The following is a 25,451-nucleotide window of genomic DNA, read 5'->3' on the forward strand; positions in this document are numbered from 1 at the left end:
GACGCAACTCATGGCCACCCCCTCCCTGCAATCGCCGATGACGCCCCACGGCGCCATCGCCGCGCTTGTCGGCCGGGCCGCGCACGATGTGTGCAAGTCATGTGTTGCAGACACGTCATTCCGATCCGGCTTTCTTCAAAGCTCGGTTCGGTTCGTATCCGCCGCCGGGCGCACGGTCCCCGGCGGCAATCTAGCAATAGCGCGCACCTTTGGCCGCGCCCGGCTCAAATGCCTGGCCCCGCCCGGTCGCGCACGGAGAATTCATAATGGCAACGCGCATGCTTATCGATGCGCGCCACTCGGAAGAAACCCGGGTGGCGGTGCTCAAAGGCAACCGGATTGAGGAGTTCGATTTCGAGTCCTCAGATCACAAGCAGATCAAGGGCAATATCTATCTCGCCAAAGTTACCCGTGTAGAGCCTTCTCTGCAGGCCGCCTTCGTCGATTTCGGCGGCAATCGGCACGGTTTCCTCGCGTTCAGCGAAATCCACCCTGATTATTATCAGATCCCGAAGGAAGACCGCGAGGCGTTGCTGGCTGAAGAAGCTGCCGCGGCGGAGGAAGAGGCCGCCCTGCGCGCGCAGGAAGAGGAAGATGGCCACACCCCCGGTGATGAATATGACGCCGACGATGAAACAGGTGAAGCATTAGTCGAAGAAATCGCTGAAGATGGTGTCGAGGAAATCGACACGTCCGAGAAGGATGATGTCGCCACCATCGAAGAAGGTCAGCTTCAGGGCGATGACGAATCGGACGACGATTCTGACGAAGACGACGACGATAGCGAAGATCAGTCGCGCGGCCGCCGTGGGCGAGGCCGTGGCCGCCGGCAGTCGCGCGGTGGCAACCGCAGCCGGGCGAAGGAAGTCGACGAAGTTCGTGCCAAGCGCCTTGCACTGCGTCGTCGCTACAAAATTCAGGACGTCATTCAGCGCCGCCAGGTTCTGCTCGTTCAGGTCGTGAAAGAGGAGCGTGGCAACAAAGGTGCGGCCCTTACGACCTACCTCAGCCTCGCAGGCCGCTATTGCGTATTGATGCCGAATTCCAGCCACGGCGGCGGCATCAGCCGGAAAATCAGTTCGGCTGCCGATCGCAAGCGATTGAAGACGATCGTTTCCGATCTCTCTTTGCCGCGTTCGATGGGTTTGATCGTGCGTACTGCGGGGCTCAGCCGCACGAAAACCGAAATCAAGCGCGATTTCGATTATCTCGCCCGCCTGTGGGATGAAATTCGCGAACGCACCCTCGGATCTTCGGCTCCGGCGATGATCCATTCGGATTCCGACCTGATAAAACGTGCCATCCGTGACATCTACAACCGCGAGATCGAAGAGGTCGTGGTCGAAGGTGAAGAGGGCTATCGTTCGGCCAAGGAATTCATGAAGCTGCTCATGCCCAGCCACGCACGGCGGGTGAAGGCTTATTCCGACCCGGTGCCGCTGTTTCAGCGTTATGGCGCGGAAGACCAGCTTCGGGCGATGTACGACCCCGAAGTGCAATTGAAGAGCGGTGGCTATCTCGTCATCAATCCGACCGAGGCACTGGTATCGATTGACATCAACTCCGGTCGTTCGACCAAAGAACATGGAATCGAAGCGACCGCGCTATCGACCAACCTCGAAGCGGCCAAGGAAATCGCCCGCCAGTTGCGCCTGCGTGACATGGCCGGCCTTGTCGTGATCGACTTCATCGACATGGAGCGCAGCGGAAATATCCGCAAGGTCGAACGCGCGATGAAGGATGCACTCAAAAATGATCGTGCTCGCATTCAGGTGGGGCGCATTTCAGGCTTTGGCCTGATGGAAATGAGCCGCCAGCGTCTGCGTACCGGTGTGCTGGAAGCCACAACGCGCGAATGCCCTCATTGCGATGGCACAGGTTTGGTACGTACGGCATCGAGCGCCGGCCTTTCCGCACTGCGCCTGATCGAAGATGAGGCCGCACGCGGCAAAGGCACGATTATCAGCCTTTACGCATCGACCGAAGCTGCGGTGTATCTGCTCAACGCAAAGCGCGCCGATCTCGCTGAAATCGAAGCGCGTTATGGTGTGTCGGTTGAGGTGCTGCCCGAAGGTGAGGACGAAGGCGCAAAAATGCGCGTCACCAGCTCTGGCCCACGTCCGACTTCCGCACCCCGCTTCGATCCCATCGTCGACGATAGCGACGACGAAGACGATCTCGACGATAGCGAGATGGAAGGCGATGACGACGAGCGCGACGGCGATGACGATCGTCCGCGCAAGAAGCGTCGGCGGCGTCGTGGAGGTCGGGGCCGCAAGCGTGACGCTGGCGATGCGAACACGCGCGACGATGAAGAAGCCTCCGAAGGCGAAAGCGATACTTCGGACGACGAAGATCGCTCTGATGAGGCGACCTCGGACGACGATGAAAAGCCTAAGAAGCGCCGCCGCCGTGGTGGTCGTCGCCGTCGCGGGCGCAACCGGGACGAAGCTGGCGAAGAGGGTGGCAACGACAGCGAAGATACCGCTGAAGAGGTCATCTCCGAAGCCAGTGCGGACGAGGTGGCCGAGCAGATTGGCGAACAACTCACAGACGACATCGCAGTCGTTGGTGAAGCCGAGACCGATCCTACGCCCAAGCCAAAGCGCCGCACCCGCCGGAAAAAGGCAGAGCCAGAAGCCGAGAAGACCGAGGCTGCGAAAGCAGAAGCAGCAGCGACCGCGAGTGAAGACGCTCCCGACGAGAAGCCTAAGCGCCGCACTCGACGCAAGAAGGCGGATATCGAAGCAGAGGCCGCTGCGGAAACAGTGGCACCGCCTGCTGAAGAGAAGCCCAAGCGCACCCGCCGTAAGAAGGCGGAGCCAAAGGCGGTAACCGAGGTAGACGAAGCGCAATCGGCAGAGGTAGCGCCCGCGGAAGAAGAAGCGCCCACGGTCAAGAAACCTGCTCGCGCTCCCAGAAGGAAGAAAGCGCCCGCCACTGCGAAGGCCGCTCCTGAGGAAACGCAGGAAGAGGAATCTGCGCCAGAGCAACCGGTTGCGTCAGAACCCGCCGAGTCTGCGCCTGCAGAAGCCAACAAACCAGATGCCAAACCGCGTCGGGGATGGTGGCAGCGCACCTTCGGAGAATAGCAGCGCTTGAAATACCAAGAAATAAGCCCCGGTTTTCGTTCGTGAAGACCGGGGCTTATTCTTTCAATGCCGCTGCGGGAAAGCCATCGCGCCTTGGACTCGGGCCAATCCCGCCGAAATTGATTGCCGTTTCGGTTGCATCACACCGTTGATTGTCCCCACCCTATCGACATTGCGGGGTATCGCCATGCGCCAATGGCTCCGCCAAGCTTAGCGCAGCCATCGTGATTTTCGGCGCCCCGGGCAAGTTATCCTCCGGGGAATAATGCACTTTTCATGTAGCACCCCCGCTCGCATAGCTCCCTCCTCCATCATTCCGCCAAAACGCATCGCTGCTATTATCGCATCAGAGTGAAGGCATTCGCGCCGCTGAATTTGCGCCCACGCTTGCTCTCGACGCTCAACGCGTTAGAGAGGCGACGCAAAGCTCAAACAGGATCGGAAGCGATGGCGACCTTCACTCTCCCCAAAAACTCCAGGATCACCGGCAAGGGGCAGCGCCACACTGCCGATGGTGCGAGCCGGATCAAGAAGTTCAAAATCTATCGCTATGATCCCGACAGCGGGGAAAATCCGCGCTACGATACGTTCGAAGTTGATCTCGACAACTGCGGCCCGATGGTCCTCGACGCACTTATCAAGATCAAGAACGAGATCGATCCGACTCTCACATTCCGCCGGTCGTGTCGCGAAGGCATTTGCGGATCATGCGCGATGAACCTCAATGGCCGCAACGGCCTCGCGTGCACCACAGCAATGGAAGACCTCAAGGGTGAAATCCGCATCACGCCATTGCCCAGCATGGAAGTGGTGAAGGATCTCGTTCCCGACTTCACCCATTTCTACGCACAATATGCGTCGATCCGTCCCTGGCTGCAAGCTGTGACCCCGACGCCGAGCGGAAAGGAACGCCTGCAAAGCCCGGAACAGCGCGACAAACTGGATGGCCTGTACGAGTGCATTCTGTGCGCCTGTTGTTCGACCTCGTGTCCCAGTTACTGGTGGAATTCCGACAAGTTCCTTGGCCCGGCTATCTTGCTGCAAGCATATCGTTGGCTGGCCGATAGCCGTGATGAAATGACCGGCGAACGGCTCGATGCATTGGAAGATCCCTTCCGTCTCTATCGTTGCCACACGATCATGAACTGTTCGAACGTTTGCCCGAAAGGCCTCAGCCCGGCTCGTGCCATCGCCGAAATCAAGAAGATGCAGGCCGAACGGCAAATCTGATCGTGGACGGCGCAAGCCCGAACTTCATCTACGAACCACACCCGGAACACCCCGGGTGGCATAGCTGGCGGTTGCGTGACGACACACTGTTCAACGCGCAAGTGATGGGCGAAATGCTCGTCCGCACGGAAAACGGCAAGTGTCGGTTACGGATGTTTCCAGCGCGCAAGCATCAGAATTTGCTCGGCATGATTCACGGCGCGGTCACTCTTGGACTGATCGATATTTCCATGTTCGCTGCACTTCGCACCCTCAGTTCGGGCGATGCGGGTGGTTCTGTAACGCTGGAATTGTCCACTCAGTTCATTGGCGCAGGCCAGCCAGACCGACCGCTGGATGCCGTGGTGGAAATTCTCCGTGAAACGCGGCGGCTGTTGTTTGTCCGGGGCGAAGTAGTTCAGGGCGATAATCTTGTGGCCGGATTTACCGGAATTGTTCGCAAAGCCAGCGAGAAGTGATCAATCGATGACTGGTATGCTCGCGCGCTACGAAGCGCTTGTGGCCGCCAATGAGCTGCGGCCGGACCCGGATCAACGCGCTGCCGCTCTGGCGCTGGATGCCCTCCAGCATTCGCTAGAAGCCGCCAGCAACGCAAGAAGCACCGGCTTTTTAAGCAGGTTGTTCGGAAAATCGAAGGCGGTACGCCCGCGCGGCCTCTACATCTGGGGCGGTGTCGGGCGCGGAAAATCCATGCTCATGGATCTGTTCGTGAATACCCTCGGCATTTCGGCTAAACGGCGTGTCCACTTTCATGCCTTTATGCTGGAGGTTGACCGTCTGATCCGCGATGAACGCGCGAAAGAAAGCGGTGATTCGATCGCCCCTGTGGCGGCGCGACTGGCACAGGGCATCCGCTGCCTGGCATTCGACGAAATGGTGGTGACCAACACCGCCGATGCAGCGATCATGAGCCGTCTTTTCACTGCTCTGATCCGCGATGAAGGGGTGATCGTCGTCACCACCAGCAATCGCCCTCCCCGCGATTTATATAAGGACGGGCTAAACCGGTCGCTGTTTCTTCCCTTCATCGACCTCGTCGAAGCTGAAATGGACGTTACCACCCTTGATGGTCCTGTCGATTATCGGCTGGACCGACTGGGCGGGATTGAAACATGGCACACGCCGCTTGGTGAAAACTCTACCGCGCAAGTACGCGAGGCGTTCTATCGGTTGACCGATTACAAACCGGAAGATGCCGCACACGTGCCGAGCGCTGAGCTCGACCTTGGCGGCGGGCGGACAATGCATGTCCCCAAGAGTCTTAAAGGCGTTGCCGTGTTCAGCTTCAAGCGGCTGTGTGGCGAGAACCGGGGGGCTGCGGACTATTTGGCGATTGCTCAGGCATATCATACGGTGATTGTCGTCGGCATCCCCATTCTGGGGCCGGAAAACCGCAATGAAGCGCTCCGTTTTACCAAGCTGGTCGACGCACTTTACGAAAACAACGTCATCCTGTTTGCCACCGCCAACGCCGAGCCCGGCGCTTTATATCCCACCGGCGATGGCAGCTTTGAATTCGCCCGTACAGTCAGCCGTTTGGAAGAGATGCAAAGCGCCGACTATCTGGCGAAAGGGCACGGCGCGCACTGAAACTGCCCGATATCGGCGGCAACCGATACCGGGCCATTTCTCTTGTTTCGATCAGGCCGCCCGCGCCAGTTTACGCTGTGCATTGGCGAGACGATTCATCACCTTCAAATCCTGATCGCGCAATTGCAGCGCCGCTTCGGCCCACAGCTCCGTAATCCGGTTTAGCTCATCCAGCGTGAGCGGAGCGGCTGTCCGCATAGCTTTGCGTTCGGCCACAAGGCCGGCATGGCGTCGGGTCGCGCGTTTGATGAATTCCCGGCAGACAGCCAGCCCCTCGCCCGGTTCGGCAAGATGGTGGACGATACCCAGATCATACATCTGCTGAGCGGTATATGTATCGTTCGACTGGATGATGCGTTCAGCCATCGCAGTGCCCAGCTTGCGCGAAAGCAATGCATGAGCACCCATTCCAGGGAACAGCCCGAACAGCACCTCTGGCAAGCCGAATGTCGCATCGCGGTCGGCTATCAGATAATCAAAGCTTAGCAGCGCCTCGAAACCACCGCCCAATGCAGCCCCTTCGACGAGACCAATCGTAAGCGTCGGCTTCTCCAGCGCATGCAGATTTCGGTAAAGGATCGCGCAGCACCGATGTCCGTAACGGACCAGGCCATCGCGATCTTCATCCTGAATCAAGCGTTGAAACAGCGCGAGATCGCCACCGAAGCAGAAGACGCCCGGAGAACGGCTGCCCAGCACCAGGAATTTGAGCGGAACCCGTCCCGGCCCAAAGCCCTGCCCGATATATTTCTGCCAGTTTTCGAAATCGCCGAGCATTGGCGGCGTGAAGCTGGGCCGACCGCGCGGCGCCATATAGGTCCACAACGTTTCGCTATCGTCTTCGTAAAGGCATTCCAATTCGTTGAGACGGAACAGCCCTTCCGGAATGGCAGCGTGGATAGTGCTCCGCGCAACCAGTGCCTCATCGTCATCCGGCAATGGCAAAGCGGGGCCATGTACCGAAATCGGGTTTTCGCTCTCTCCCAGGTCATCATTGTAACGATCCATGAGCGCCCCCTTTCGCTGAAGTGTCCTTCGTGCGATCGGGCGGAGTGTAGGCGATGATTAAGATATATGGCAAACGATAAATTAACTATATTTTATGGTTAATTAGCTGGAAAACTGGTTCTGCTCTGATGTATACTGTTGGCCTGTAAATGGATCGTATGCCGCTAAATGCGGCTAGTATTTTCCACAGGCTATCAACAGCAAACCCCCAATTTTCCAAGCGTTTTATCCAGCATCAGGAGCTGCCATAACAGTCGCCCGTGATCGCTGCGCCCGGCAATATGGTCGTCCGCCAGCTTGCCGATCCGCTCCCCATCGAACCAACCGGTGCCAGCAATCGTTGTACGAGAGCCTATCGCGCGTGCCTCTGTCGCCAATGGCCCGCGCAGCCATTGCGATACGGGCGTTACAAAACCCTGCTTGGGTCGATAAAGCACGTCGTTGGGCAAATATCGCTCCATCGCGTGTTTGAGCAGCCATTTGCCCTGCCCGCGCCTGATCCTCAGATGATGCGGCAACCGGGCCGCAAATTCGACGAGCCGATGATCGAGCAGCGGCTCGCGCGCTTCCAGGCTGACGGCCATGCTGGTCCGATCGACTTTGGTCAGAATATCGCCCGGCAACCAGAACTTGAGATCCGCATATTGCGCCCGATCCAGCCCACTACGTGCCGGCGCGCCCCGCATCATCGCCAGAAGTGGCTGTTCCGCCCGATAATCGCCCAGTATCTTGCGGAATTCGGGCGAATACAGGGTACCGCGCAATTCGGGCGCGACGATCGATAGAGCCCGTGCGTACCCCTCTTCCCCGCTTTCCGCCAAAGACTGAAATGTGCTCTTCGCGCGCAACGGGCGCGGGGCCCAGTCGGCCTTTGGCCACACCCGGCCAAGCGTGCCGAACAGAGGTGTGCGCAAGCTGGCGGGAAGTACCGAGCGGGCGCGCTCTTCCGCGGCGTGGAAAACCTGCCGCCGATAGCCTGCAAATGCTTCGTCCGCGCCATCGCCCGACAGCGCGACAGTCACCGATTCCCGCGCCAGCTGGCACACGCGCCATGTTGGCAAGGCGGATGCATCGGCAAACGGTTCGTCAAACATATCGGCAAGGCGGCCGATTTCGGCAAAATCGTTTGGATCGACGATCCGCTCACGATGGTCGGTGCCGAATTTCCGCGCCACTTCACGCGCGTAAGATGTTTCGTCCAGCGCAGCGACATCGAACCCGATCGAACATGTCTGCACCGGGTTGGAGCTGGCCTCTGCCATCAGAGCGACCACGCTGGAACTGTCCACTCCACCCGACAGGAACGCGCCAAGCGGCACATCGGCCACCATCCGGCTCGATACCGCTTCGCGCAAATGGAACAGCAATTCGGCTTCGAGATCGGCGGGCTTGCCCCGCGCCCGTTCCGCAAACGAGATATCCCACCACCGTACCGGTGCCGCAGCAGGGCTGTCGTGGCGCAACAAACGGAAGTGGCCGGCGGGCAGCTTCTCCACCCCGTCGAGGATGGAGCGGTGATCGGGGACATAGCCCCACGTCAGATAATCCTCAATCGCCAGCGGATCGACCTTACGGCGCAACAGGGGATGCGCCAGCAACCCTTTCAGTTCCGACGCGAACGCCAGACTTCCATCGCTTAACATCGCGGTGAACAACGGTTTCACCCCGAACCGGTCCCGCGCAAGAAACAGTGTGTGCTTGTCCAGATCGTAAATCGCGAACGCGAACATTCCATTCAGGCGGGAAAGGCAATCCACGCCCCACTTGCGATAAGCGGCCAGAATGACTTCGGTATCGCCATCGGTGCGAAACTGCGCGCCGCCCAGTTCCAGCTCCCTCCGCAATTCACGGAAATTATATATCTCGCCATTGAAGATGATCATCGCCCGTCCGTCGGCCGATTGCATCGGTTGCGGCGATCCCGCAATATCGATGATCGACAGCCGACGGTGGCCAAGTCCGACGCCCGGTGCCGTCCAGACACCGCCGCCATCCGGGCCGCGATGGACAAGAGCGTCGCACATCCGCTCGACCCGCGCAGGGTCGACCGGCTTGGGCGTGCCACAATGAAAAATTCCCGCAATTCCGCACATGCGGCGCGCTTACCGCAGCCCGGCAGCGCGGTCCATCGCCAGCGCAGGATCGCCCATGGCCGCACGGAACCGGGATAGCGCTGCGTCCGCGCCGGGTTCTTCCGACGAAAGGATCATCGCGATGGCAGGTCGCCCGCGCATCAATACCCGGTCCCGCATCGCTGCCAGTTTGAACCGGCTGGCACTGCCCGTCGTCACCTCGCCAATCCGGTAGCTGGTCTGAGCTAAGCGACGAATTCCATGATTATACAGCCAGTCAGCTGACCAGCTGTTGCCGGAAACGCCCGGTTCCAGCCAGCGCCAGTCGCTGCCCATTGGCAAGGCGCCCTGCCCCGCTGCGGCCGCATCGCGATCCGGGCCTTGCCCTGCGTAAACCGCGATACTCACGTCCACCGCATAGCCATTGCCATCATGATAATGAAGCCGCAGCTTGCGGTCTGCCCCCGTCGCGAGCGGAGTCCAGTTCGGCACTTCCCCCGCAACGATATGCCAACCGGGAACATGGGGCGCGGCGAGTGTCGGTGGCAAATCCGCCTCCACATGATCGGCCGCGAATGCCCAGCCCCCGAACATCAGCGCCAGCGCGACAACAGACAACGACGCAAAGCTTTGGCGGAAGCTGAAACGTTCAAGCTTACCAAGCAGTGGAGATGCCTTTATCGCATCCGCATCGATCCCCGGATCATCGGGCGAACGGTCGAACCAGCGCCAGGCGCAGCCAAGCAGTGCGGCCACCACGATGGCAAAGAATATCCAGCCATAAAAAATATGATCGAACCCGGCGGCAAATTCGATTCCCTGCCATTGCGCGATAACAATCGTGCCCCATGCACGAACCCCATTGGCGACGATCGGCAACAGTATCGCCGCACACAGGAACACCGCCCGTCGTTTCCACGACACAAAGCAGACATTTGCGACCAGTGTCGCAAGCGCGACCATCGCGGCAAGGAACATGACTCCGGAACACGCCTCGGCCACTTCAAACAAGCCTGCAGGTGTATCGATGAACACACCTTCGATGTGCGCCTCCATCCCGCTCAGATGGATCAGGCCAATCACCAGTTTAGCCGTGATCATCTGGAGCACCGGAACCAGTTCGTCACCGATGGGAACGAGGAACACCATGTAAGCCAGCGGAAAAATCAGGCCCGCAAACACCTTAGGCCCCAGCACGACAATAGCACTGGCCACCAAAGCGCCAACGGCACCAAGCTGACTGGCAATGTTCATCCCTGCCACTGTGCCAAGCATCCAAAGGGCAAGCGCCCCGAACAGCGCCACCAACCCCGGCCACCACGCCTGCGGTGCGATCTTGGCCAGTTCCTCCCACCGTTGCCAAACGACCCACACGATGATCGGCGGCACAAACAGAATGTGGTTATAGGTGGAGATATCCCACCACTGGTGCGCCATCGCAACCCAATCGCGCACTGTCAGAGCGAACAGGACAGCCCACACAATCGCCAGATTCAGCAACGGTGCACGCCATTCGGGTGCGATCCGTTCGGCCAGCCCGCTTACCGCAAAGCGATCAAGCAATGCGTCACGCTGCATCGCGCGTTTCGCTTATGCCACTTCGCCCGATAAGGTCGGCAAGCGGTGCCATGGCGGCATCCCACCCCTTGTGCTCCACCACGAAATTGCGGGCAGCGGTGGCCATCCTTTGTGCCGCCGGGCCATCGGTCAGAAGCGTACAGGCCCGGTCGATCAATCGCCCGTCGTTCGGTTCGATAGCGATATGTTCGCCATCGATCGCATCGATGCCGGTGGCCGCTTCCGGGGTAACCAGAACAGGGCGTGCCATTGCCATTGCTTCCAGCACTTTATTCTGCACACCGCGCGCAATGCTCAATGGTGCGATCGCCAGATCAGCCCCCGCCAGAAACGGCCGCACATCGGGCACTTCGCCCCATACGCGCACGCCGGGCTCCCCATCGCGCTGCGTCAATGCAGGCACGGGCGCACGCCCGACAACGTGGAACGTCGCAGACGGAAACCCGCGGCGAATGCCGGGCAGCAAGCGGTCGATCGTCCGAAGTGCCGCAGCAACATTGGGCGGGTAGTCCATCTGCCCCGTGAAGACGATATGCGGACCATTGCCGCCAATCAGCGCCGGGTGAGGCCGCGACGCTTTCGGATCGAACAGGTCGGTATCGATCCCGTTCGACACCGTCATCACATTTGCTTCGACATCGCCGATGCGCGCGCGAAACAGGTTCGCCTCCGCATCGGTGATCAACAAAGTAGCATCGGCGCGCTGCGCGAGCCTGCGTTCTTCGACAGCCAGCAACCTGCCTTCGCGCGCATCTATCCACGCGCGCGGACCGCGACCATCGTGCGCGTATGCTTCGAACTTCGCGCTATCGACGTCGCACAAATCGATCACAACCCGGCCGGAGTAATCCGCCGGAATATACTGCCCCATCTGCCCCGAAAATACGAAGATGCAATCGACAGGTCGGGTCGCAAGTGTATGCGCCACCCACGCCCGCAATTCAGAGTTGTCAAACGCCGTCAGGCTGACCGGCAAGCCACGCACCAACGCTTTCATCCCGGCCAGCGGCAGATTGAGCGAACGGCGGGCCAGACAATAACTGGCGGCATACCGCGCCAGCTGCGGCTCGGCGGCAAAGTCCGCCTCCGTCTCGCCCAGAGTGCCGACATGAACCGGCCCAATCTTCGAAAGCGCCTTAAGCAACTGACTGGAGCGGATTTTATCCCCTCTGTCTGCCGGAAAGGGAATCCGGTGGGCCAGAAACAGCACCTCGCCCATCACGCCAGTCCACGGGCAATGATCGGACCAAGCCGGTTTGACACCGCCAGCGGCAGCTTCTTCCACAGCGCGATTTTGGATGAGTAGGCCGTGCTTGTGGGATCGACATCCCGCGCCGTTGCCCCACTCGCCGTCCAGGCCCCATATGCGAGAGGTTCCGGTTCAAAGCCCCAGTTCTTCTTATATGCAAATGCGCCACTTCCGACCTTGGAACGGCCAAAGTCGAACTGCGAGCAGCCACGTTGGCGCGCGTTGCACATCAGCCGATAATACATCACTTCGTTCGACCGCGTCCGGCGCGCATCCCAGACACCGCCACCCCAATACGGCATCGCCACGCCATTGTGATAGAGCGTCAATACCGCACTCTGAGGCACATCATCCTGACTCACCACAAGGATGTCTGCATCGTCTCCGAACGCGTCGAGCACGGCGTCGAACAATGAGCGCGGGAATACCGGCGTGCCAAGATTGCGGACACTTTCCGCATAGACCGCGTAATGCGATACGCGATGCCATTCGTCACGACCAAAACTGACCGTCAGATCCTGTTGCAGCCCCTTGCGAATCTCGGCCCGCTGTTTGCGCGGAATGGCAAGCAACTGGGCATCATCGTCATGCGCGAGTGGAGCACGAAAATTTGCGTGGCTATCCGTTCGGATATGCCAGCCTGAAGGGATCGCGCCACCGCGCAGTTCGACCGATGCACACGATCTTCGCACAGCCAACTCCGCCGCCGCTTCGCATAACCGATGAGCGACATCTGTTCGTTTAGCCAGCGGGCCACCCGAGACGCCAAACCCACTCGACACCAACGCACGTGGGAAAAGCGGCGAATGCACCTCAGTGAGTGGCAACCAACCCACTATGTTGCCTCGACACTCGGTCACCAGCCCCATAGCACGCTGGCCCGTCCCACGTTCCACCGCTTGCAACCACAAAGGCCGATGAAACGGGCTGCCGCCATTTTCTATGACAAAGCGATCAATGCGGCTGACCGAATCTGAATCGCTCAGATCGACCAACCCGATTGCTTCGGGAGCAATTGGAAACGGTGCGTTCATGCCGCCACCGGCTGTGTGCGACCTGCCTCTCGATGGGCGATCTCATCCATACGGCACCAGTCGAAATCGCGGACCAACCTCTCTAGCTTGGATGCCATTCCATCAAGATTGGTGTAATGCCGTAATCGAGAACGCATAGGTGCATTGGAAACGCGCGGCTGATCCGGGTCTATCTCCCACGGGTGAAAATAAAACACCGCGGGGCGACGTTCATGTTGACTGACCTGCCTGATGGCCCATCTGGAAAAGGCATAGGGCAGCACACGGAAGAACCCACCCCCACCGGCCGCGACCCTGCGACCACCAAGAATGGCCGTAGTTACCGGGATTTCCAGCAGTGCGCTCTGAGCCAAAGGCCTAAACGCGAAACGCGGTGCATCGGGCCAGCCATAATGATCGTGCACTATAGGAGCGACGGACGAACTGTAGGTATAGCCCTGTTCGGACAAAACCTCGTATGCCCAGGGGGTGCGCTGATCGATCGAAAAGCTGGGCGCACGATAGCCCACGACCTTTTCACCTGTCGCATCTTCCAGCGTCGTTCTGGCGCGGTGCAGATCTTCGGCAAACGCCTTCCGATCCATTCCATGTACCCGCGCATGATCCCATCCATGACTAGCCATTTCGTGCCCGGCATCGACGATACGACGCATCAGAGGGCCGTGTCTTGAAGCGACCCAGCCTAGCGTGAAAAATGTTGCTTTTACGTCGGCCTCGGCGAACATATCCAGAATGCGGATAACATTCTCCGATACCCGATCGGGCAGTTTGTCCCACGTATCGCGTTCAATAACCTTCTCGAACGCGCCGACCTGATACCAGTCTTCCACGTCGACGGAGAGGCCGTTGACGATGCACTCATTCGACATATTTGTGTGTGCCGTTATCCCCGACATGTCAGGCAGCCTTGCGCTGTGCCCCGTCTTCGAACCATTCGATCAACAACGTCAGCACCTGACGAACGGCTTGATCCTGCTCGCTAATCCGCAATTCAAGGTCTGCCAGACGGCTTGCCAATTCGCGGGGCAGGTCCGCGTCTGCATTCTTTGCTTCAGCGAGTCCCTGGATGGCGTGCTGAAGCTCTTCAATCTGACGATCGCGCTCACTGAGCATACGTTCTCCAACAGCATTGTCCTGCGAAGCCACGTATTTGACAGGGCCGGGAGCAGCCGTACCCTTCGTTTTCGTGAGCGGGTTTGGTGCCTCCACCGGAAAGGTCGCGTCACTCTGCATCTCGCTCAGTACTACGTTGAGCATGGCGGAATCGATGCGCGTCCGCTGTTCCACGGCGCCCAGCAACATCAGCCGGGTCATGACCTGATTGACCCGGCGTGGAATTCCGCCGGTCGCCCGGTGCAGTTCTGCAAAAACGCGCTGATCGAACGCAGGGTTGCCGTCCCATCCGACGCATTCGAGGCGATGTTCAATATATGGTTGAATCTCTTCGGCATTCATCGCGTCGAGATGATGAGCGGCGATAACGCGTTGACGCAATTGCTCAAGATCAGGGTGTGCCGCCAAGACTTGCCGGAATTCCGGCTGCCCCAACAAAAGGGTTTGCAGCAGCGGGTGCGAGCCAAGCTGGAAGTTGGAGAGCATTCGCAACTCCTCCAGCGCCTCTATGCTGAGGTTTTGTGCCTCATCGACGATTAACAGGCACCGCCGACCTTCCCGAGCTTCTTCGTGAAGAAAGCCTTCGATCGCACCGATTGCAGATGCTTTATCATGTCCTTCCACCTCAAGGCCAAAAGCCTGAGCTGCGACATGAATCATTTCGTCACCATCCAGATTGCTGGTGACGATCTGCGCCACTGTCATCTGTGCGGGATCGATCTTCTTCATCAGGTGAGCCACGAGCGTGGACTTACCAGCCCCCACTTCGCCAGTGATAACAATGAAGCCTTCGCCCTGCGCCATCCCGTAGCCGAGATACGACAGCGCCTTGCGGTGCGTTGCGCTTTCAAAATAAAATGCGGGGTCTGGCGTCAGTTGAAACGGGCGGCCAGTCAGTCCGTAGAAGTCATCAAACATTGTTGTTCTTCTCCCGACGTCAGAAATCGTACCGCAGGCCCAGACGGGCTGCTGCAGTGCTGAGAGTTTCACCGACGACATCGCTATCAATCCGATCCACCGCGACGGCGGCGTTGGCAGAAAGACCTTGAATCAAATATCGACGATAAGCAGCTGATGCGCCGTAAATTGTTGCATCTGCGCCATTATTGAATCCACTTTTCAGCCAGTTCACATGAGCGTTGACCATGAATGACGAACGTCGATCAATCTCAGCCGATGCATAGACCGAAGCCCAATAGCTTTCATCGACCACGCCGTTTGCCGATGCGAGTACCGTTCCCGGTGCGGCAATGAATGTGCGGCGGTCGTAGCCTGCACCGATTCCTGCGCTAGTGCGACCTACGCGTTCTGAATATGTCGCGGCAATTCCACGACCGCGAAAAGTTGCCGATCGGACGGAACCAAGTGCGCCCGTAAGACATCCGCCACCCTGAAGGCTGGCGACGCAGCCTGTCATGTCGCCTGTGATCGGGTTTCGATTGGCAGAGAAATCAGTCGGAAGGCCAGCCAACGCATTCGTCAGCTGTCCTCCGAATCCAGTTATACCGTCATAAGCTGAGACATTGAGCGCACTGCGGCTGTTCGGGGCCCAGGCGAAGCTGCCATAATATGTCGTAGAGTCATATCGGCGACCGACATGAGCTTCGAAAGACGTGCGGCTCGAAGGGCGCCACATGACACCCACATCCCAGATCAGACCGGAGACATCGTAGGCCATAATCCGTGGCGAGTTGCCGTCTGTGATATACCGACCCGCGCCGTCGAGGACCGGCACATCGTTGGCATCGCGCAGTGCATCTCGGCTCGAAACCTGCACGTTTTCATAACCGACCCCAGCTACTGCAGCCAGACTCGAGGACAGAGGAACAGTCACATCTGCGCGCGCGTGAAAGTCCTCTGCCTGCTGATCGAGCGTCGAAATATCCTCGCGTGTATATCCTGCGCCAACCCCAATGCCCACGGGCAGTGGCTGGCCAGGACGGGTACCAATATGAATGTTGGCGCTCTGAGACCAGCTGTCGTCGAAAATGTCAGGCGATTGAGCACCCGGAGCGAGCGGAGCCACATCCGGCGCATCGACGCGTGTATAGCCAAGTCGATAGTTCGCATTGACCTGCGCATCGCCCAGTTCGGTATGGACATTCGGGCCAATGTAGGCGGCATATGTCCGACTTTCAGCAGCCCGGTCTCCCAACCCTGCCAACGCTGTAGAGCCATCGGCGCGAACCCGCACGCGTGTGGCAAGCGCCCCGCCCTCAATCGTAACCGCTTGCGGCACTATCGAACCGTAGCCCCGGATCACTCCGCTTAGTGTTGAACTATCGGATACCTTGTCGTCATAACCGAAGGTGCGCTCATACCTGATGGAGGCGGAGCCACCTGTGTTCCGCCCTGTGACCATTGCATCCACACCCGTTGCCAGTTGTGTGTAGGTTACTGTGTCACTAGCGGGCGACAGCTCCGTTGTGACGACCTGACTCGCCTCGATATATGGTGTGATAGTCACCGGGCCGGAGCGGCGCACGGCAGCGGTATCGTCTTGTGCCCAAGCGGGGATAGCGACTGTGATCGCCGCTGCACTGCCGAACATGAGAAACGTATAGCGTTTCACGAGATTACCCTTCGTAACCGTAATATGTCCCGAAACGTCGACCGCTCGGGCTGAAGTGTGCTGCGTTCAGCAGCAGTTTGATATCCGGACACGCGCCGAGCAGATCGACAGCATCCTCCAATGCGCTGCGCCCGGTCTGATCGGCACGGGCCACCAGCAATACTTGCCCGACATGTTTCGCCAGTTCGGCAGCCGGAGATGCCGCCAGCGCGGGAGGGCTGTCGAATATGACCATCCGATGGGGAGCGCCCATCGTCAGGCGATTGAGCACGTCTGTAGTGCGCGCACTGGCGAGCCACTCGCTGTCGGCGTCGGTCGGGTTGCCCGCTGGAAGAATCCAAAGGCCAGGAATATCAGTCCCCATGACCAGGTCTTCGGCATTGATCGACGGGTCTGATAGCGCATCGAGCAATCCCGGCCCTTTCGGTAAACCAAGCGCAGAAAGTACCGAAGGCTTTGCGAAATCGGCATCGACCAGCAAAACCTCGCTATCCCGCTCATTTGCCATGGCGAGCGCGAGATTGACCGAACAGAACGTCTTGCCTTCGCCTGGCAGCGGTGAGCAAACGAGTACACGCCGCGACATTGCCGTGCCTCGCTGATCCGCCACTGCATGAAGCTGGCGCTTAACAATGCGAAATTCTTCGAGCAGTGCGCTGTTCTTCGCTTCCGGTACGATTAGCCCTCTCTCACGCAGGCGAGATCGATCAATCGGGTGCGCCTCGCCTGAAAAACGAACGGCTGCGCCTGGACCTTCAATGACCGTCGGGACTGGAGCAACAGGCACGGATTTGGTGCCGCGATCTTCGGCGTCGTGAGTACGCGCAATTTCCGGCTCGGTTCTTACATCGTCTGGGACAGCGGCACGCCTGACGGCACGCGCACGCTTCATCGTCAGATCGTCCAGCTTGCCAGGGACTGGTGCCGGACGAAACGGGTCAAAGCCAAATGTGGAACTTGCCCGCTCAAACAGGGAGCTGTCGGTTGTTTCTTCCCCATCATGGGGACGCGGGGGATTGCTTTGGTCTGTCATTGCCCGCTCCTGTCAAGCCACCATGCCGCGCTGAAGGAACTCTGTCGCCAACAGCACTACAAATAATCCGGCAAGCGAAGCGCTACCGGCATAAAATAGCTTCATCCTTTTGGCCCGAAGCTTGCGTGCGCCATCACTCAGGCTTTCCGATATCGTCCCAACGACAGGAAGGTCGAGAGCCCGCTCCAACCCGTGTGCGGTAGCAAAGGTAGAACGCAATTGTCCAAGTGCGAAAGCTGCCCCGACACCCGCGCCAATGCCGACAATGAGAACTGCAAACAGAAGCAACGGCCGATTGGGCGATGCCGGTTTACGTGGTGTGGTCGGGGGGTCGACAACATCGAATTTGAAACTTGATCGTTCACTCTCGACTTGGCCTCTCAGTCGCATCTCTTCGCGGTTCTGGAGAAGGTCGTCGTACTTCTTCTTCAAAACATCGTAGTCGCGGCTGATCCGCGTTGCTTCCGCAGAAACAGCGGGTTCGGTCGACTGGTCGGCCATTGCGCGCGACATTTCCGACTGCAACGCCGCCTTTCGTGAAAGCAACGCCTGCACGGCTGCTTCACGCTCTGCTTTAGTCGCGAGGAGCGAAGAATAGGCTGGATTTGGCATGCCCCCAGCGGCACCGCCACCGGCACGGGCCAGCAGAGCAATTTGCTTCTTGATCGCGATTACATCGGGATGACTGTCGGTCAGGCCACGCGCCTGCATTGCCGCGAGTTGGCCCTGCGCCTGCGCCAAAGCCGATCCACCCCCATCGCCGCCAATGGCGAGTGTGCGCGGCGTAGAGGCAAGTTGACCATTGATCGCCGCCAGAGAACTCTGTGCAGCGGCAAGATCAGCGTCAACGCCACGCAGTTCGGTTTGTGTCGCGGCAATGCGCCCAGATATCGCGCTGCTTCCGCCGATCAATTCGGGATGTTCCGCCTCGAAGCGGGACATCTTCTGCTCTGCGGCATCCAGTTCTGCTTTGCGAGCATCCAACTGCTGATCGAGGAAAACAAGCGTATCTGCAACTTCGCCGCGGTTTCCGGCGATGTTCTCCTCTCGAAAAATATCCAGCAGCTTCTGGACGACGTCACGCGATAATTTGGCGTTTTCCGCGTCCGAGAGGTTGCCCTTGCCGACCGTCGCGGTGATGGTGAACAAGTTATCTTCCTGGCTCACAACCTTCACGTCTTCCGACAAGGATTGAACCGCACGATCCATCTGGCGCTGAGAGGTAATTTCTTTACCCAGATCCGTACTGCGGATAACCTTTTCGAGGTTTACGGCCCCGGCCAAGGTCTTCCTCACCCGCTCGATTTCATCTTTCCCGCCGTTCGCGATCTTGAGTTGATCGGTCAGCACATCATCAAGCTGAACATAGATTCGAGCACTGGATTCGTACTTGTTCGGGATCATGGCAACTGCGAGCCAGCCCAGCACGCACACCCCCCAGGCAACAGCCAGCACCAGCCATCGCCGGTGCCAGGCAGACCACGCCAACGCGCGTAATTCTTCGAAGACTTCGTTCATCGACCGTCAGCCTTCCTCAGAACATGCTTTCAGGAATGATGATGACATCCCCCGGCTGGAGCATGACGTTCGCCTTGCTGTCGCCCTTCTTGAGCAGATCGCCGAGGAGCAGGCGATATTCCTTCTGGCGCCCGGCCTGCTTGTCGAAGCGGATAAGTTTTGCCTTGTTTCCAGATGCATACTCGCTCAATCCACCGACAGCGATCATCGCGTCGAGCACGGTCATATTGGCGCGGTATGGGATGCTGGCCGGTTTCTCTGTCGCGCCGATGATGCGGACTTGCTGACTGAAGGTCCCGGCAAAGTTCGTCACGATCACGCTGACCAGCGGATCTTCGATATATTGCGACAGCTGCAGGCGAATATCTTCCGCCAACATAGCGGGAGTTTTCCCGACAGCGGGCATATCGTTGACCAGCGGCGTAGTGATGCGCCCATCGGGGCGGACCTGAATTTTTTGCGCACTCAGTTCCGGGTTTCGCCATACATTGATCGTCAGCTCGTCCAGAGGGCCGATCACATAATCTTCGCCCGGCCCTTCCTGCATCGCGACGAAAGAGGCCGGCGGAAGCTGCCCGCCTGTGGTCGAGGCACAGCCGGTCAGGGCGAGCGCGGCGACTGCACAGCTCGCAAACATGGCAGGAATCCGGGACTTCAACATCGATGCACATCCTTGGTCTTTATGCAGGACTGTCGGAAGGTGGGCGCGAACCGGTCCTTCCGCTTCTGCGGTATCAGGCAATCATCTGATCTAAATTGGTGAATATACCGTTAGGCTTGGACGGTCTCTTCACCCCAGTCCCAAGATGGGACATTGAAGAGCAAGAGGTTAAACCAGCATTTCGCGGGCTGGCCCCTGACCAAGAAACATCGCGGGGCTGGCGCTGGCACCATACGCACCGGCGCAGAACACCGCCACCAGATCGCCTACCTTGGCACCGGGTAGCATCGCCTTGTCCGCAAGACGATCGAGCGGTGTGCACAGGCAGCCGACGACATTCACCTCTTCATCTGGATCTGCATCGAAGCGCGATGCGATTGCCACCGGATAGTTACGCCGCACCACCGTGCCAAAATTGCCCGACGCGGCGAGCTGATGATGCAATCCGCCATCGGTGATCAGATAGGTTTCCCCCTGACTGTCCTTGCGGTCCACGATCCTGCAAAGATAGACTCCGGCTTCCCCAACCAGATACCGGCCCAGTTCGATACAGAAACGCGTATCCTGCAACGTGTCGGGAAGCGCGGCACATCGTTCGGCAAGCCGATTGCCAACCATCTCCAGATCGAGCCGTGTATCCCCGTGGAAGTACGGTATCCCCAATCCGCCGCCCATGTTCAGTTTTGGCAAAGGGACACCGATTTCCTGTGCCAGCCTGTCGGCCAGATCTAGGACATTCCCCTGTGTTTCGGCAATCGCTTCGGCATCGAGAGCCTGACTGCCCGTGAAAATATGCAATCCACGCCAGTCTGCCCCTGCCGCGATCAAATTCTTGGCAAGCGCGGGCACACGATCCGCATCCAGACCGAAAGGCTTGGCCCCTCCGCCCATTTTCATGCCCGAACCGCGCAATTCGAAATCGGGGTTCACACGAATGGCGAGCCGGGGCGTGATGCCAAGCCTTTCCCCGATGGCCAGCGCGCGATGCCCCTCGTTTTCCGACTCGCAGTTAAGAGTGACGCCCGCCGATATTGCCATTTCCAGTTCGGCATCGCGCTTGCCCGGCCCGGCAAAGCTGACCAGTGACGGATCGATCCCTGCATCCCTCACAAGTGCCAGTTCGCCGCCAGAGGCGATGTCAAACCCATCTACCCGCCCCGCCATATGTTTCAACAAAGGCACGAAAGGGTTGGCTTTCACGGCATAGTGCAAGCCAAGCCGTTCAGGCATCGCGGCGCGTAGTTGGGCCACGCGGCGATCGAGCAAATCGCGCGAATAGACAAAGAGCGGGGTGTCCCCGGCCCGTTCAACCAGCGTGCTGGCTTTCACACCGGCGATTGCCAATTCACCGTCAAGCGCGGTGTATCCCGCAGGGATGGGGCCGAGCGGCTTCATTGGGCAAACTCCAGTGCGATTGCATTGCGATCCAGCTTCCCGTTCGGATTGCGTGGCATCGCGTCGTACACGCGAAAGTGCCGTGGCTGCATGAAATTGGGCAGCGACTGAGATAACGCATTTCTGAGGACATCTTCCGAAAACCCGGCTGCCGGACGCACCGCGAGGCACACAACATGTCCCAATTTAGGATCGGGCTTACCCACCGCGACCGCCTCTGCGACAAGCCCGGTGGCAATCGCGGCATCCTCCACTTCTTGCGGACTGATGCGATTGCCCGACGATTTTATCATCGAATCGCGTCGACCGACAAAATACAGCAACCCATCTTCATCGCGCTTCACTCTGTCACCCGACCAAACGGCCATTCCGCCACACATTGAGTCCTTCGGCGCAGGCCTGAACCGGTCGTCCGTTCGCTCCGGATCCTGCCAATATCCATGCGCGACCAGTGGGCCACAATGCACGAGTTCCCCTTCTTCACCGGCAGCGGCAATTGCCCCCTCATCGTTGACCACTAGAATTTCCGCGAACGGGATCGCCTTGCCTATTGATGTCGGGTGACTATCGACCAGCGAGGGGTCGAGATATGTCGAACGGAATGCTTCGGTCAGCCCGTACATCGGGAATAAGCGGGCATCGGGGAATATCCGTCGCAGATCGTGGACAAGGCCAACGGTCAATGCACCCCCCGTATTGGTAAGGCGACGCATCGATGCGACCGCCTCCTGCGGCCAATCGATTTCAGTCAGTTGAATCCACAGCGGAGGGACACATGCCAGCGTGGTGACCCGATGTCTGGCGCATGCCTTCGTCACATCCCTTGGCAGCAGATAATCGAGCGGCACCACGCTGCCCCCGGCATACCAGGTTGAAAGCAACTGGTTCTGGCCATAGTCGAAACTGAGTGGTTGCACCGCCAGCACGACATCGTCACTCTCAACACCGAGGTAAGTCGCCACGCTGACCGCCCCCAGCCACATATTCGCGTGGCTGAGCATAACCCCCTTCGGCCGACCGGTCGAACCCGATGTGTAAAGGATCGCGGCAAGTTCATCCGGGTTATGATCGGATGGCCCCAGTCGGGCGCACAGTTCGACCTGTGTAAACAGATCTTCTTCCGCAACAACGGTGCAGTTATCGGGAACGTCCCCATCCGCCAGAGAACGCAAACGGCCATTGTTGGCGATCAACAGAACTGCGCCGCTATCCGACAGGATATGGGCGACCTGCATTCTTTTGAGCAAGGGATTGATCGGCACGTGAACGATTCCGGCGCGCGCGCATGCCAGTGGCAACAGACAGGTTGCCTCTCCTTTCGCCGCCCAACTGGCAACGCGATCACCTTTTGCTGCATGTTCCAGCAACCACGTTGCCAACTGGCCGACACGGGTTCTTAAGTCCTGATGGGTAATGACCCGATCGCGCAAGACAAGCGCCGCTGCATCCGGCTCGCCACGTTCAGCGAGATGATCGAGCGGCCAGGGGTGCGAATCGGGCGCAGAGAACATGTAAACTCCGAAAGGAACAGCATCTGTGATCGCAGCCAGCTATCACGACACAGTTAACGTCTTGCAAGGGACACACACAAACCATTCCGGCCCGTTCGACAGGGCCGAATGGTTCGATCTGTTGGCCCATGCAGGGCAGCAGCCCCTCATCGCCCTCGTGTCGAACGGTGATGAAAGGGCGGCGCTGGCCCTGACTCGAGCAAACGGTCGGATCGAACCGCTACGTAACTGGTATTCTTTCACCTGGCGACAACTGGCCCCCGACAACAGCCGGGGGCAGGAATTGCTCACTGCGATTGCACGCGATTTGAAGCGCCAGACGCATCGTCTGACCCTCTGGCCGATACCCGATGAGGACGGATCGGCTACACGGCTGGAACAAGCTTTTCAGACTGCTGGATGGTCGGTCACCCGAACGCAGTGCGACTATAACCATGTACTTGAAGTTGGTGGCCGCACGTTTGCCGAATATTGGGCCTCTCGTCCGGGAAAGATGCGAACGACCCTGAAACGAAAGGCAAAAAAGGTCGCGATCGAAGTTCTGGTTCGCTTTGATCCGGCGGCATGGCGCGAATACGAACGCATTTATGCAGACAGCTGGAAGCCAAGCGAGGGTGATCCCGATCTGCTCCGCCGGTTTGCCGAACAAGAGGGGGTTGCGGGACGCATTCGGTTGGGAATCGCCCGTCATGAGGGGCAGGCCGTCGCAGCGCAATTCTGGACTGTCGAGAATGGGGTGGCTTACATTCACAAGCTCGCTCACCTCGAAAGCATGAAGGCATTGTCGGCTGGCACAACGCTTAGCGCGGCACTTTTCGAACAGGCTATTGACCGCGATCATGTCGACTGGATCGATTTCGGAACAGGTAACGATCCTTACAAGGCAGATTGGATGGAAGCAGTTCGCCCTCGATTTATGATCGATTGTCTTGATCTTAAGCAGCCATCCGCATGGCCAGTCTGGGCGAAGCAGTACATTCGCAAACTTGCGCCGGGTTCAACTCGCGGCTAGGCCGCGCGCGTTTGTTAAGGGACACTCACGCATGTCGAATGGTCACGATCTCGCACCAAGCCGCGCCGCGATCGACGCGAAACTTCGTAAGATATTGTCCGATGTACTTGGTTTGGCAGCAGATGATGTCGCGGCGTTCGATGCCGACACCGGCCTTTTCGGCCACTTGCCCGAACTGGATTCGATGGCAGTCGCCGGTTTACTGACCGAAATGGAAGATCAGCTCGACATCATTATCGAAGACGACGATGTCGATGGCGAGATGCTGGAAACATACGGCGGATTGCTCGCCTTTGCCGAGGCTAAAGCGGTCGAGGCGTGACACCTTTCACTCTCGTCAACTGGCCGTGTCGTGCCGTCGGATGCGGCAACGATCACAGCGAAATGGCGCTGACTTTTGACAGGGGCCGCACCATTCGGCTGCTGGTAATCCCCGCTCTGTTCGACGAAGCGAACAAGCTCCGTCGGCAGACAATAAATGTGATGCGCCGTCTGGATTTGGCAGGCGTCGATACTTTCGCACCGGACCTCCCCGGCTGCAACGAAAGCGCCGCCTCACTCCCCCAGCAGACATTGGCAATTTGGCGAGATGCCACTGCCGATGCGTCGCGGCATTTCAAGGCAACTCATACACTTACGGTGCGCGCTTCCGCTATTCTCGCCCCTGATGGACTACCCGGATGGGCATGGGCGCCAACCGGCGGTAGGCAGGCCTTGCGTGGCATGATCCGGGCCCGAACCATTGCCGCGAAGGAAGCCGGTCGCCCGGAAAAGACCGAGGATATCCAGACCCTTGGCCGAAGCGAAGGGGTTGAACTTGCCGGTTGGCGGATCGGGGCCACCATGTTCCGCGATCTGGAAACGGCCAATCCAGCGGATCACCTTATCGAGATTCCCCAATCCGATCTGGGCGGCCCCGGCCTCTGGCTCCGGGCCGAACCTGATGAAGACGCCAGCCAGGCGGAATCATTGGCAGCAATCCTGTCTATCGCTTTGGAATTAAATCCATGACGCGACTGCACATGACATTTGAATGCGTGGATTCGATGCTTGCGGGAACGCTCGATTCCGCAAAAGGCACGAGCGGGTTGTTGATCGTAACTGGCGGAAATGAAGTACGGTCCGGAGCATTCAGCGGTCAAGCGGCGCTCGCCGCCCGTGTGGCGCAAGCAGGTTATCCCGTATTCCGTTTCGACCGGCGCGGGGTTGGCGACAGCGGCGGAGAGAACCGGGGTTTTCGCAAAAGCCAGAGGGACATAGAGGCAGCCCTCGCAGCCTTTAAGGCGATCGCCCCATATGTTGATCGCGTTGTCGGCCTCGGCAATTGCGATGCCGCCAGCGCACTGATGCTGGCGAGCGGCGCGGGTTGCGATGCGCTGGTGCTCGCCAACCCGTGGACCATCGAAGGCACCGACGAGCCCCCTCCTCCTTCGGCCGTTCGCGCTCGATATTGGGAAAAGCTAAAAAATCCCAAAGAGGTAGGGCGCCTGATAACCGGGGGCGTCCATTTCGGAAAGCTTGCCCGCGGGCTGTTGCAGGCCAGCAAAGTGAAGGCCCGCCCGACCTCTCTGGCGGGAGAAATGGCCGATGGACTCAACGCGTTCGATGGCGAAGTTCGAATTCTTCTCGCGAGCGCCGATCGCACCGCACAGGCCTTCGTCGAACAGTGGGACAAGGATGACCGGCGTGTCGCCCATTGCGAACGCGCCAGCCACGCATGGGTCGAACCACACGCTCAGGCATTTCTTGATCGAAATATCCTCGCTGCACTAAAGGCTTAGAG

21 protein-coding genes are annotated in these 25,451 nt (G+C 58.9%); 8 read left to right on the plus strand and 13 right to left on the minus strand.

Annotated elements, in window-relative coordinates:
• The first annotated feature begins 266 nt into the window (after positions 1–266).
• The 4 genes from D6858_RS11690 to zapE all read left to right on the plus strand — a co-directional run bounded on the left by D6858_RS11690 (position 267) and on the right by zapE (position 5,912).
• A complete protein-coding gene (locus tag D6858_RS11690; RefSeq protein WP_120110499.1) occupies positions 267–3,092 on the plus strand; it encodes an Rne/Rng family ribonuclease in 2,826 nt (941 codons plus the stop codon).
• Positions 3,093–3,539: 447 nt separating this feature from the next.
• Positions 3,540–4,322: a succinate dehydrogenase iron-sulfur subunit gene (locus tag D6858_RS11695; RefSeq protein ID WP_120110503.1), complete on the plus strand. Its 783-nt coding sequence runs from the start codon at positions 3,540–3,542 to the stop codon at positions 4,320–4,322.
• Between the two features lie 2 nt (positions 4,323–4,324).
• Positions 4,325–4,780, plus strand: a complete 456-nt coding sequence (locus D6858_RS11700; protein ID WP_225081471.1) for a PaaI family thioesterase — start codon at positions 4,325–4,327, stop codon at positions 4,778–4,780.
• Between the two features lie 7 nt (positions 4,781–4,787).
• Complete coding sequence (zapE, locus tag D6858_RS11705; protein WP_120110506.1) at positions 4,788–5,912, plus strand: cell division protein ZapE; 1,125 nt, start codon at positions 4,788–4,790, stop codon at positions 5,910–5,912.
• Between the two features lie 51 nt (positions 5,913–5,963).
• Here the strand turns inward: zapE and D6858_RS11710 are convergent, their stop codons facing one another.
• From D6858_RS11710 to D6858_RS11770, 13 genes are all read right to left on the minus strand, one after another.
• On the minus strand, positions 5,964–6,920 hold the full coding sequence (locus tag D6858_RS11710; protein WP_120110509.1) for a crotonase/enoyl-CoA hydratase family protein: 957 nt from the start codon (positions 6,918–6,920) through the stop codon (positions 5,964–5,966).
• A gap of 194 nt (positions 6,921–7,114) precedes the next feature.
• Positions 7,115–9,013, minus strand: coding sequence for an XrtA/PEP-CTERM system amidotransferase (locus D6858_RS11715; RefSeq protein ID WP_120110512.1), 1,899 nt, complete (start codon positions 9,011–9,013; stop codon positions 7,115–7,117).
• 9 nt (positions 9,014–9,022) lie between these two features.
• Positions 9,023–10,570: an exosortase A gene (gene xrtA / locus D6858_RS11720; RefSeq protein ID WP_120110514.1), complete on the minus strand. Its 1,548-nt coding sequence runs from the start codon at positions 10,568–10,570 to the stop codon at positions 9,023–9,025.
• Positions 10,560–11,855, minus strand: coding sequence for a TIGR03087 family PEP-CTERM/XrtA system glycosyltransferase (locus D6858_RS11725; RefSeq protein WP_338067306.1), 1,296 nt, complete (start codon positions 11,853–11,855; stop codon positions 10,560–10,562). Before D6858_RS11725 ends, xrtA begins: the two co-directional genes overlap by 11 nt.
• Positions 11,789–12,853, minus strand: coding sequence for a FemAB family XrtA/PEP-CTERM system-associated protein (locus tag D6858_RS11730; RefSeq protein WP_120110520.1), 1,065 nt, complete (start codon positions 12,851–12,853; stop codon positions 11,789–11,791). Before D6858_RS11730 ends, D6858_RS11725 begins: the two co-directional genes overlap by 67 nt.
• A complete protein-coding gene (locus D6858_RS11735) occupies positions 12,850–13,722 on the minus strand; it encodes an XrtA system polysaccharide deacetylase (protein ID WP_120110523.1) in 873 nt (290 codons plus the stop codon). The genes D6858_RS11730 and D6858_RS11735 overlap by 4 nt, the downstream gene beginning before the upstream one ends.
• Positions 13,723–13,750: 28 nt before the next feature.
• The gene (locus D6858_RS11740; protein ID WP_120110526.1) at positions 13,751–14,884 is read right to left on the minus strand and encodes an XrtA/PEP-CTERM system-associated ATPase; all 1,134 of its coding nucleotides are present in this window, start codon (positions 14,882–14,884) and stop codon (positions 13,751–13,753) included.
• 19 nt (positions 14,885–14,903) lie between these two features.
• Positions 14,904–16,538 (minus strand): preprotein translocase subunit YajC, encoded by a 1,635-nt coding sequence (locus D6858_RS11745; protein ID WP_225081467.1) that lies wholly within the window; start codon positions 16,536–16,538, stop codon positions 14,904–14,906.
• A 4-nt stretch (positions 16,539–16,542) separates the two neighbouring features.
• Positions 16,543–17,571, minus strand: coding sequence for a P-loop NTPase family protein (locus D6858_RS11750; protein WP_120110531.1), 1,029 nt, complete (start codon positions 17,569–17,571; stop codon positions 16,543–16,545).
• 12 nt (positions 17,572–17,583) lie between these two features.
• Positions 17,584–19,089 (minus strand): XrtA system polysaccharide chain length determinant, encoded by a 1,506-nt coding sequence (locus tag D6858_RS11755; RefSeq protein WP_120110534.1) that lies wholly within the window; start codon positions 19,087–19,089, stop codon positions 17,584–17,586.
• 16 nt (positions 19,090–19,105) lie between these two features.
• Entirely contained in the window at positions 19,106–19,750 is a 645-nt protein-coding gene (locus D6858_RS11760) for an XrtA/PEP-CTERM system exopolysaccharide export protein (RefSeq protein WP_120110538.1), read from the minus strand.
• Positions 19,751–19,918: 168 nt separating this feature from the next.
• Positions 19,919–21,145: a pyridoxal-dependent decarboxylase, exosortase A system-associated gene (locus tag D6858_RS11765; RefSeq protein WP_120110541.1), complete on the minus strand. Its 1,227-nt coding sequence runs from the start codon at positions 21,143–21,145 to the stop codon at positions 19,919–19,921.
• A complete protein-coding gene (locus tag D6858_RS11770; RefSeq protein ID WP_120110544.1) occupies positions 21,142–22,656 on the minus strand; it encodes an acyl-CoA ligase (AMP-forming), exosortase A system-associated in 1,515 nt (504 codons plus the stop codon). The genes D6858_RS11765 and D6858_RS11770 overlap by 4 nt, the downstream gene beginning before the upstream one ends.
• A 25-nt stretch (positions 22,657–22,681) precedes the next feature.
• On the opposite strand from D6858_RS11770, the gene D6858_RS11775 reads away from it, so the two are divergent.
• The 4 genes from D6858_RS11775 to D6858_RS11790 are packed head-to-tail and all read left to right on the plus strand — an operon-like array spanning position 22,682 to position 25,449.
• The gene (locus D6858_RS11775) at positions 22,682–23,668 is read left to right on the plus strand and encodes a GNAT family N-acetyltransferase (RefSeq protein ID WP_120110548.1); all 987 of its coding nucleotides are present in this window, start codon (positions 22,682–22,684) and stop codon (positions 23,666–23,668) included.
• A 31-nt stretch (positions 23,669–23,699) separates the two neighbouring features.
• A complete protein-coding gene (locus tag D6858_RS11780) occupies positions 23,700–23,990 on the plus strand; it encodes a phosphopantetheine-binding protein (RefSeq protein WP_120110551.1) in 291 nt (96 codons plus the stop codon).
• A complete protein-coding gene (locus D6858_RS11785) occupies positions 23,987–24,679 on the plus strand; it encodes an alpha/beta hydrolase family protein (RefSeq protein WP_240623823.1) in 693 nt (230 codons plus the stop codon). Before D6858_RS11780 ends, D6858_RS11785 begins: the two co-directional genes overlap by 4 nt.
• On the plus strand, positions 24,676–25,449 hold the full coding sequence (locus tag D6858_RS11790; protein ID WP_120110553.1) for a hydrolase 1, exosortase A system-associated: 774 nt from the start codon (positions 24,676–24,678) through the stop codon (positions 25,447–25,449). The genes D6858_RS11785 and D6858_RS11790 overlap by 4 nt, the downstream gene beginning before the upstream one ends.
• Positions 25,450–25,451: the final 2 nt, after the last annotated feature.

It is taken from the genome of Tsuneonella suprasediminis (assembly GCF_003605755.1).
Taxonomy (GTDB): Bacteria; Pseudomonadota; Alphaproteobacteria; order Sphingomonadales; family Sphingomonadaceae; genus Tsuneonella; species Tsuneonella suprasediminis.

Bases quoted from the DNA above. Each gene is read 5' to 3' on its own strand.
- D6858_RS11730 (WP_120110520.1), bottom strand. From the start codon at position 12,853: ATGAACGCACCGTTTCCAATTGCTCCCGAAGCAATCGGGTTGGTCGAT.
- D6858_RS11760 (WP_120110538.1), bottom strand. From the start codon at position 19,750: ATGTTGAAGTCCCGGATTCCTGCCATGTTTGCGAGCTGTGCAGTCGCC.
- D6858_RS11765 (WP_120110541.1), bottom strand. From the start codon at position 21,145: ATGAAGCCGCTCGGCCCCATCCCTGCGGGATACACCGCGCTTGACGGT.
- D6858_RS11715 (WP_120110512.1), bottom strand. From the start codon at position 9,013: ATGTGCGGAATTGCGGGAATTTTTCATTGTGGCACGCCCAAGCCGGTC.
- D6858_RS11740 (WP_120110526.1), bottom strand. From the start codon at position 14,884: ATGTTTGATGACTTCTACGGACTGACTGGCCGCCCGTTTCAACTGACG.
- D6858_RS11755 (WP_120110534.1), bottom strand. From the start codon at position 19,089: ATGAACGAAGTCTTCGAAGAATTACGCGCGTTGGCGTGGTCTGCCTGG.
- D6858_RS11710 (WP_120110509.1), bottom strand. From the start codon at position 6,920: ATGGATCGTTACAATGATGACCTGGGAGAGAGCGAAAACCCGATTTCG.
- D6858_RS11750 (WP_120110531.1), bottom strand. From the start codon at position 17,571: ATGACAGACCAAAGCAATCCCCCGCGTCCCCATGATGGGGAAGAAACA.
- D6858_RS11690 (WP_120110499.1), top strand. From the start codon at position 267: ATGGCAACGCGCATGCTTATCGATGCGCGCCACTCGGAAGAAACCCGG.
- D6858_RS11735 (WP_120110523.1), bottom strand. From the start codon at position 13,722: ATGTCGAATGAGTGCATCGTCAACGGCCTCTCCGTCGACGTGGAAGAC.
- xrtA (WP_120110514.1), bottom strand. From the start codon at position 10,570: ATGCAGCGTGACGCATTGCTTGATCGCTTTGCGGTAAGCGGGCTGGCC.
- D6858_RS11695 (WP_120110503.1), top strand. From the start codon at position 3,540: ATGGCGACCTTCACTCTCCCCAAAAACTCCAGGATCACCGGCAAGGGG.
- zapE (WP_120110506.1), top strand. From the start codon at position 4,788: ATGACTGGTATGCTCGCGCGCTACGAAGCGCTTGTGGCCGCCAATGAG.
- D6858_RS11780 (WP_120110551.1), top strand. From the start codon at position 23,700: ATGTCGAATGGTCACGATCTCGCACCAAGCCGCGCCGCGATCGACGCG.
- D6858_RS11770 (WP_120110544.1), bottom strand. From the start codon at position 22,656: ATGTTCTCTGCGCCCGATTCGCACCCCTGGCCGCTCGATCATCTCGCT.
- D6858_RS11790 (WP_120110553.1), top strand. From the start codon at position 24,676: ATGACGCGACTGCACATGACATTTGAATGCGTGGATTCGATGCTTGCG.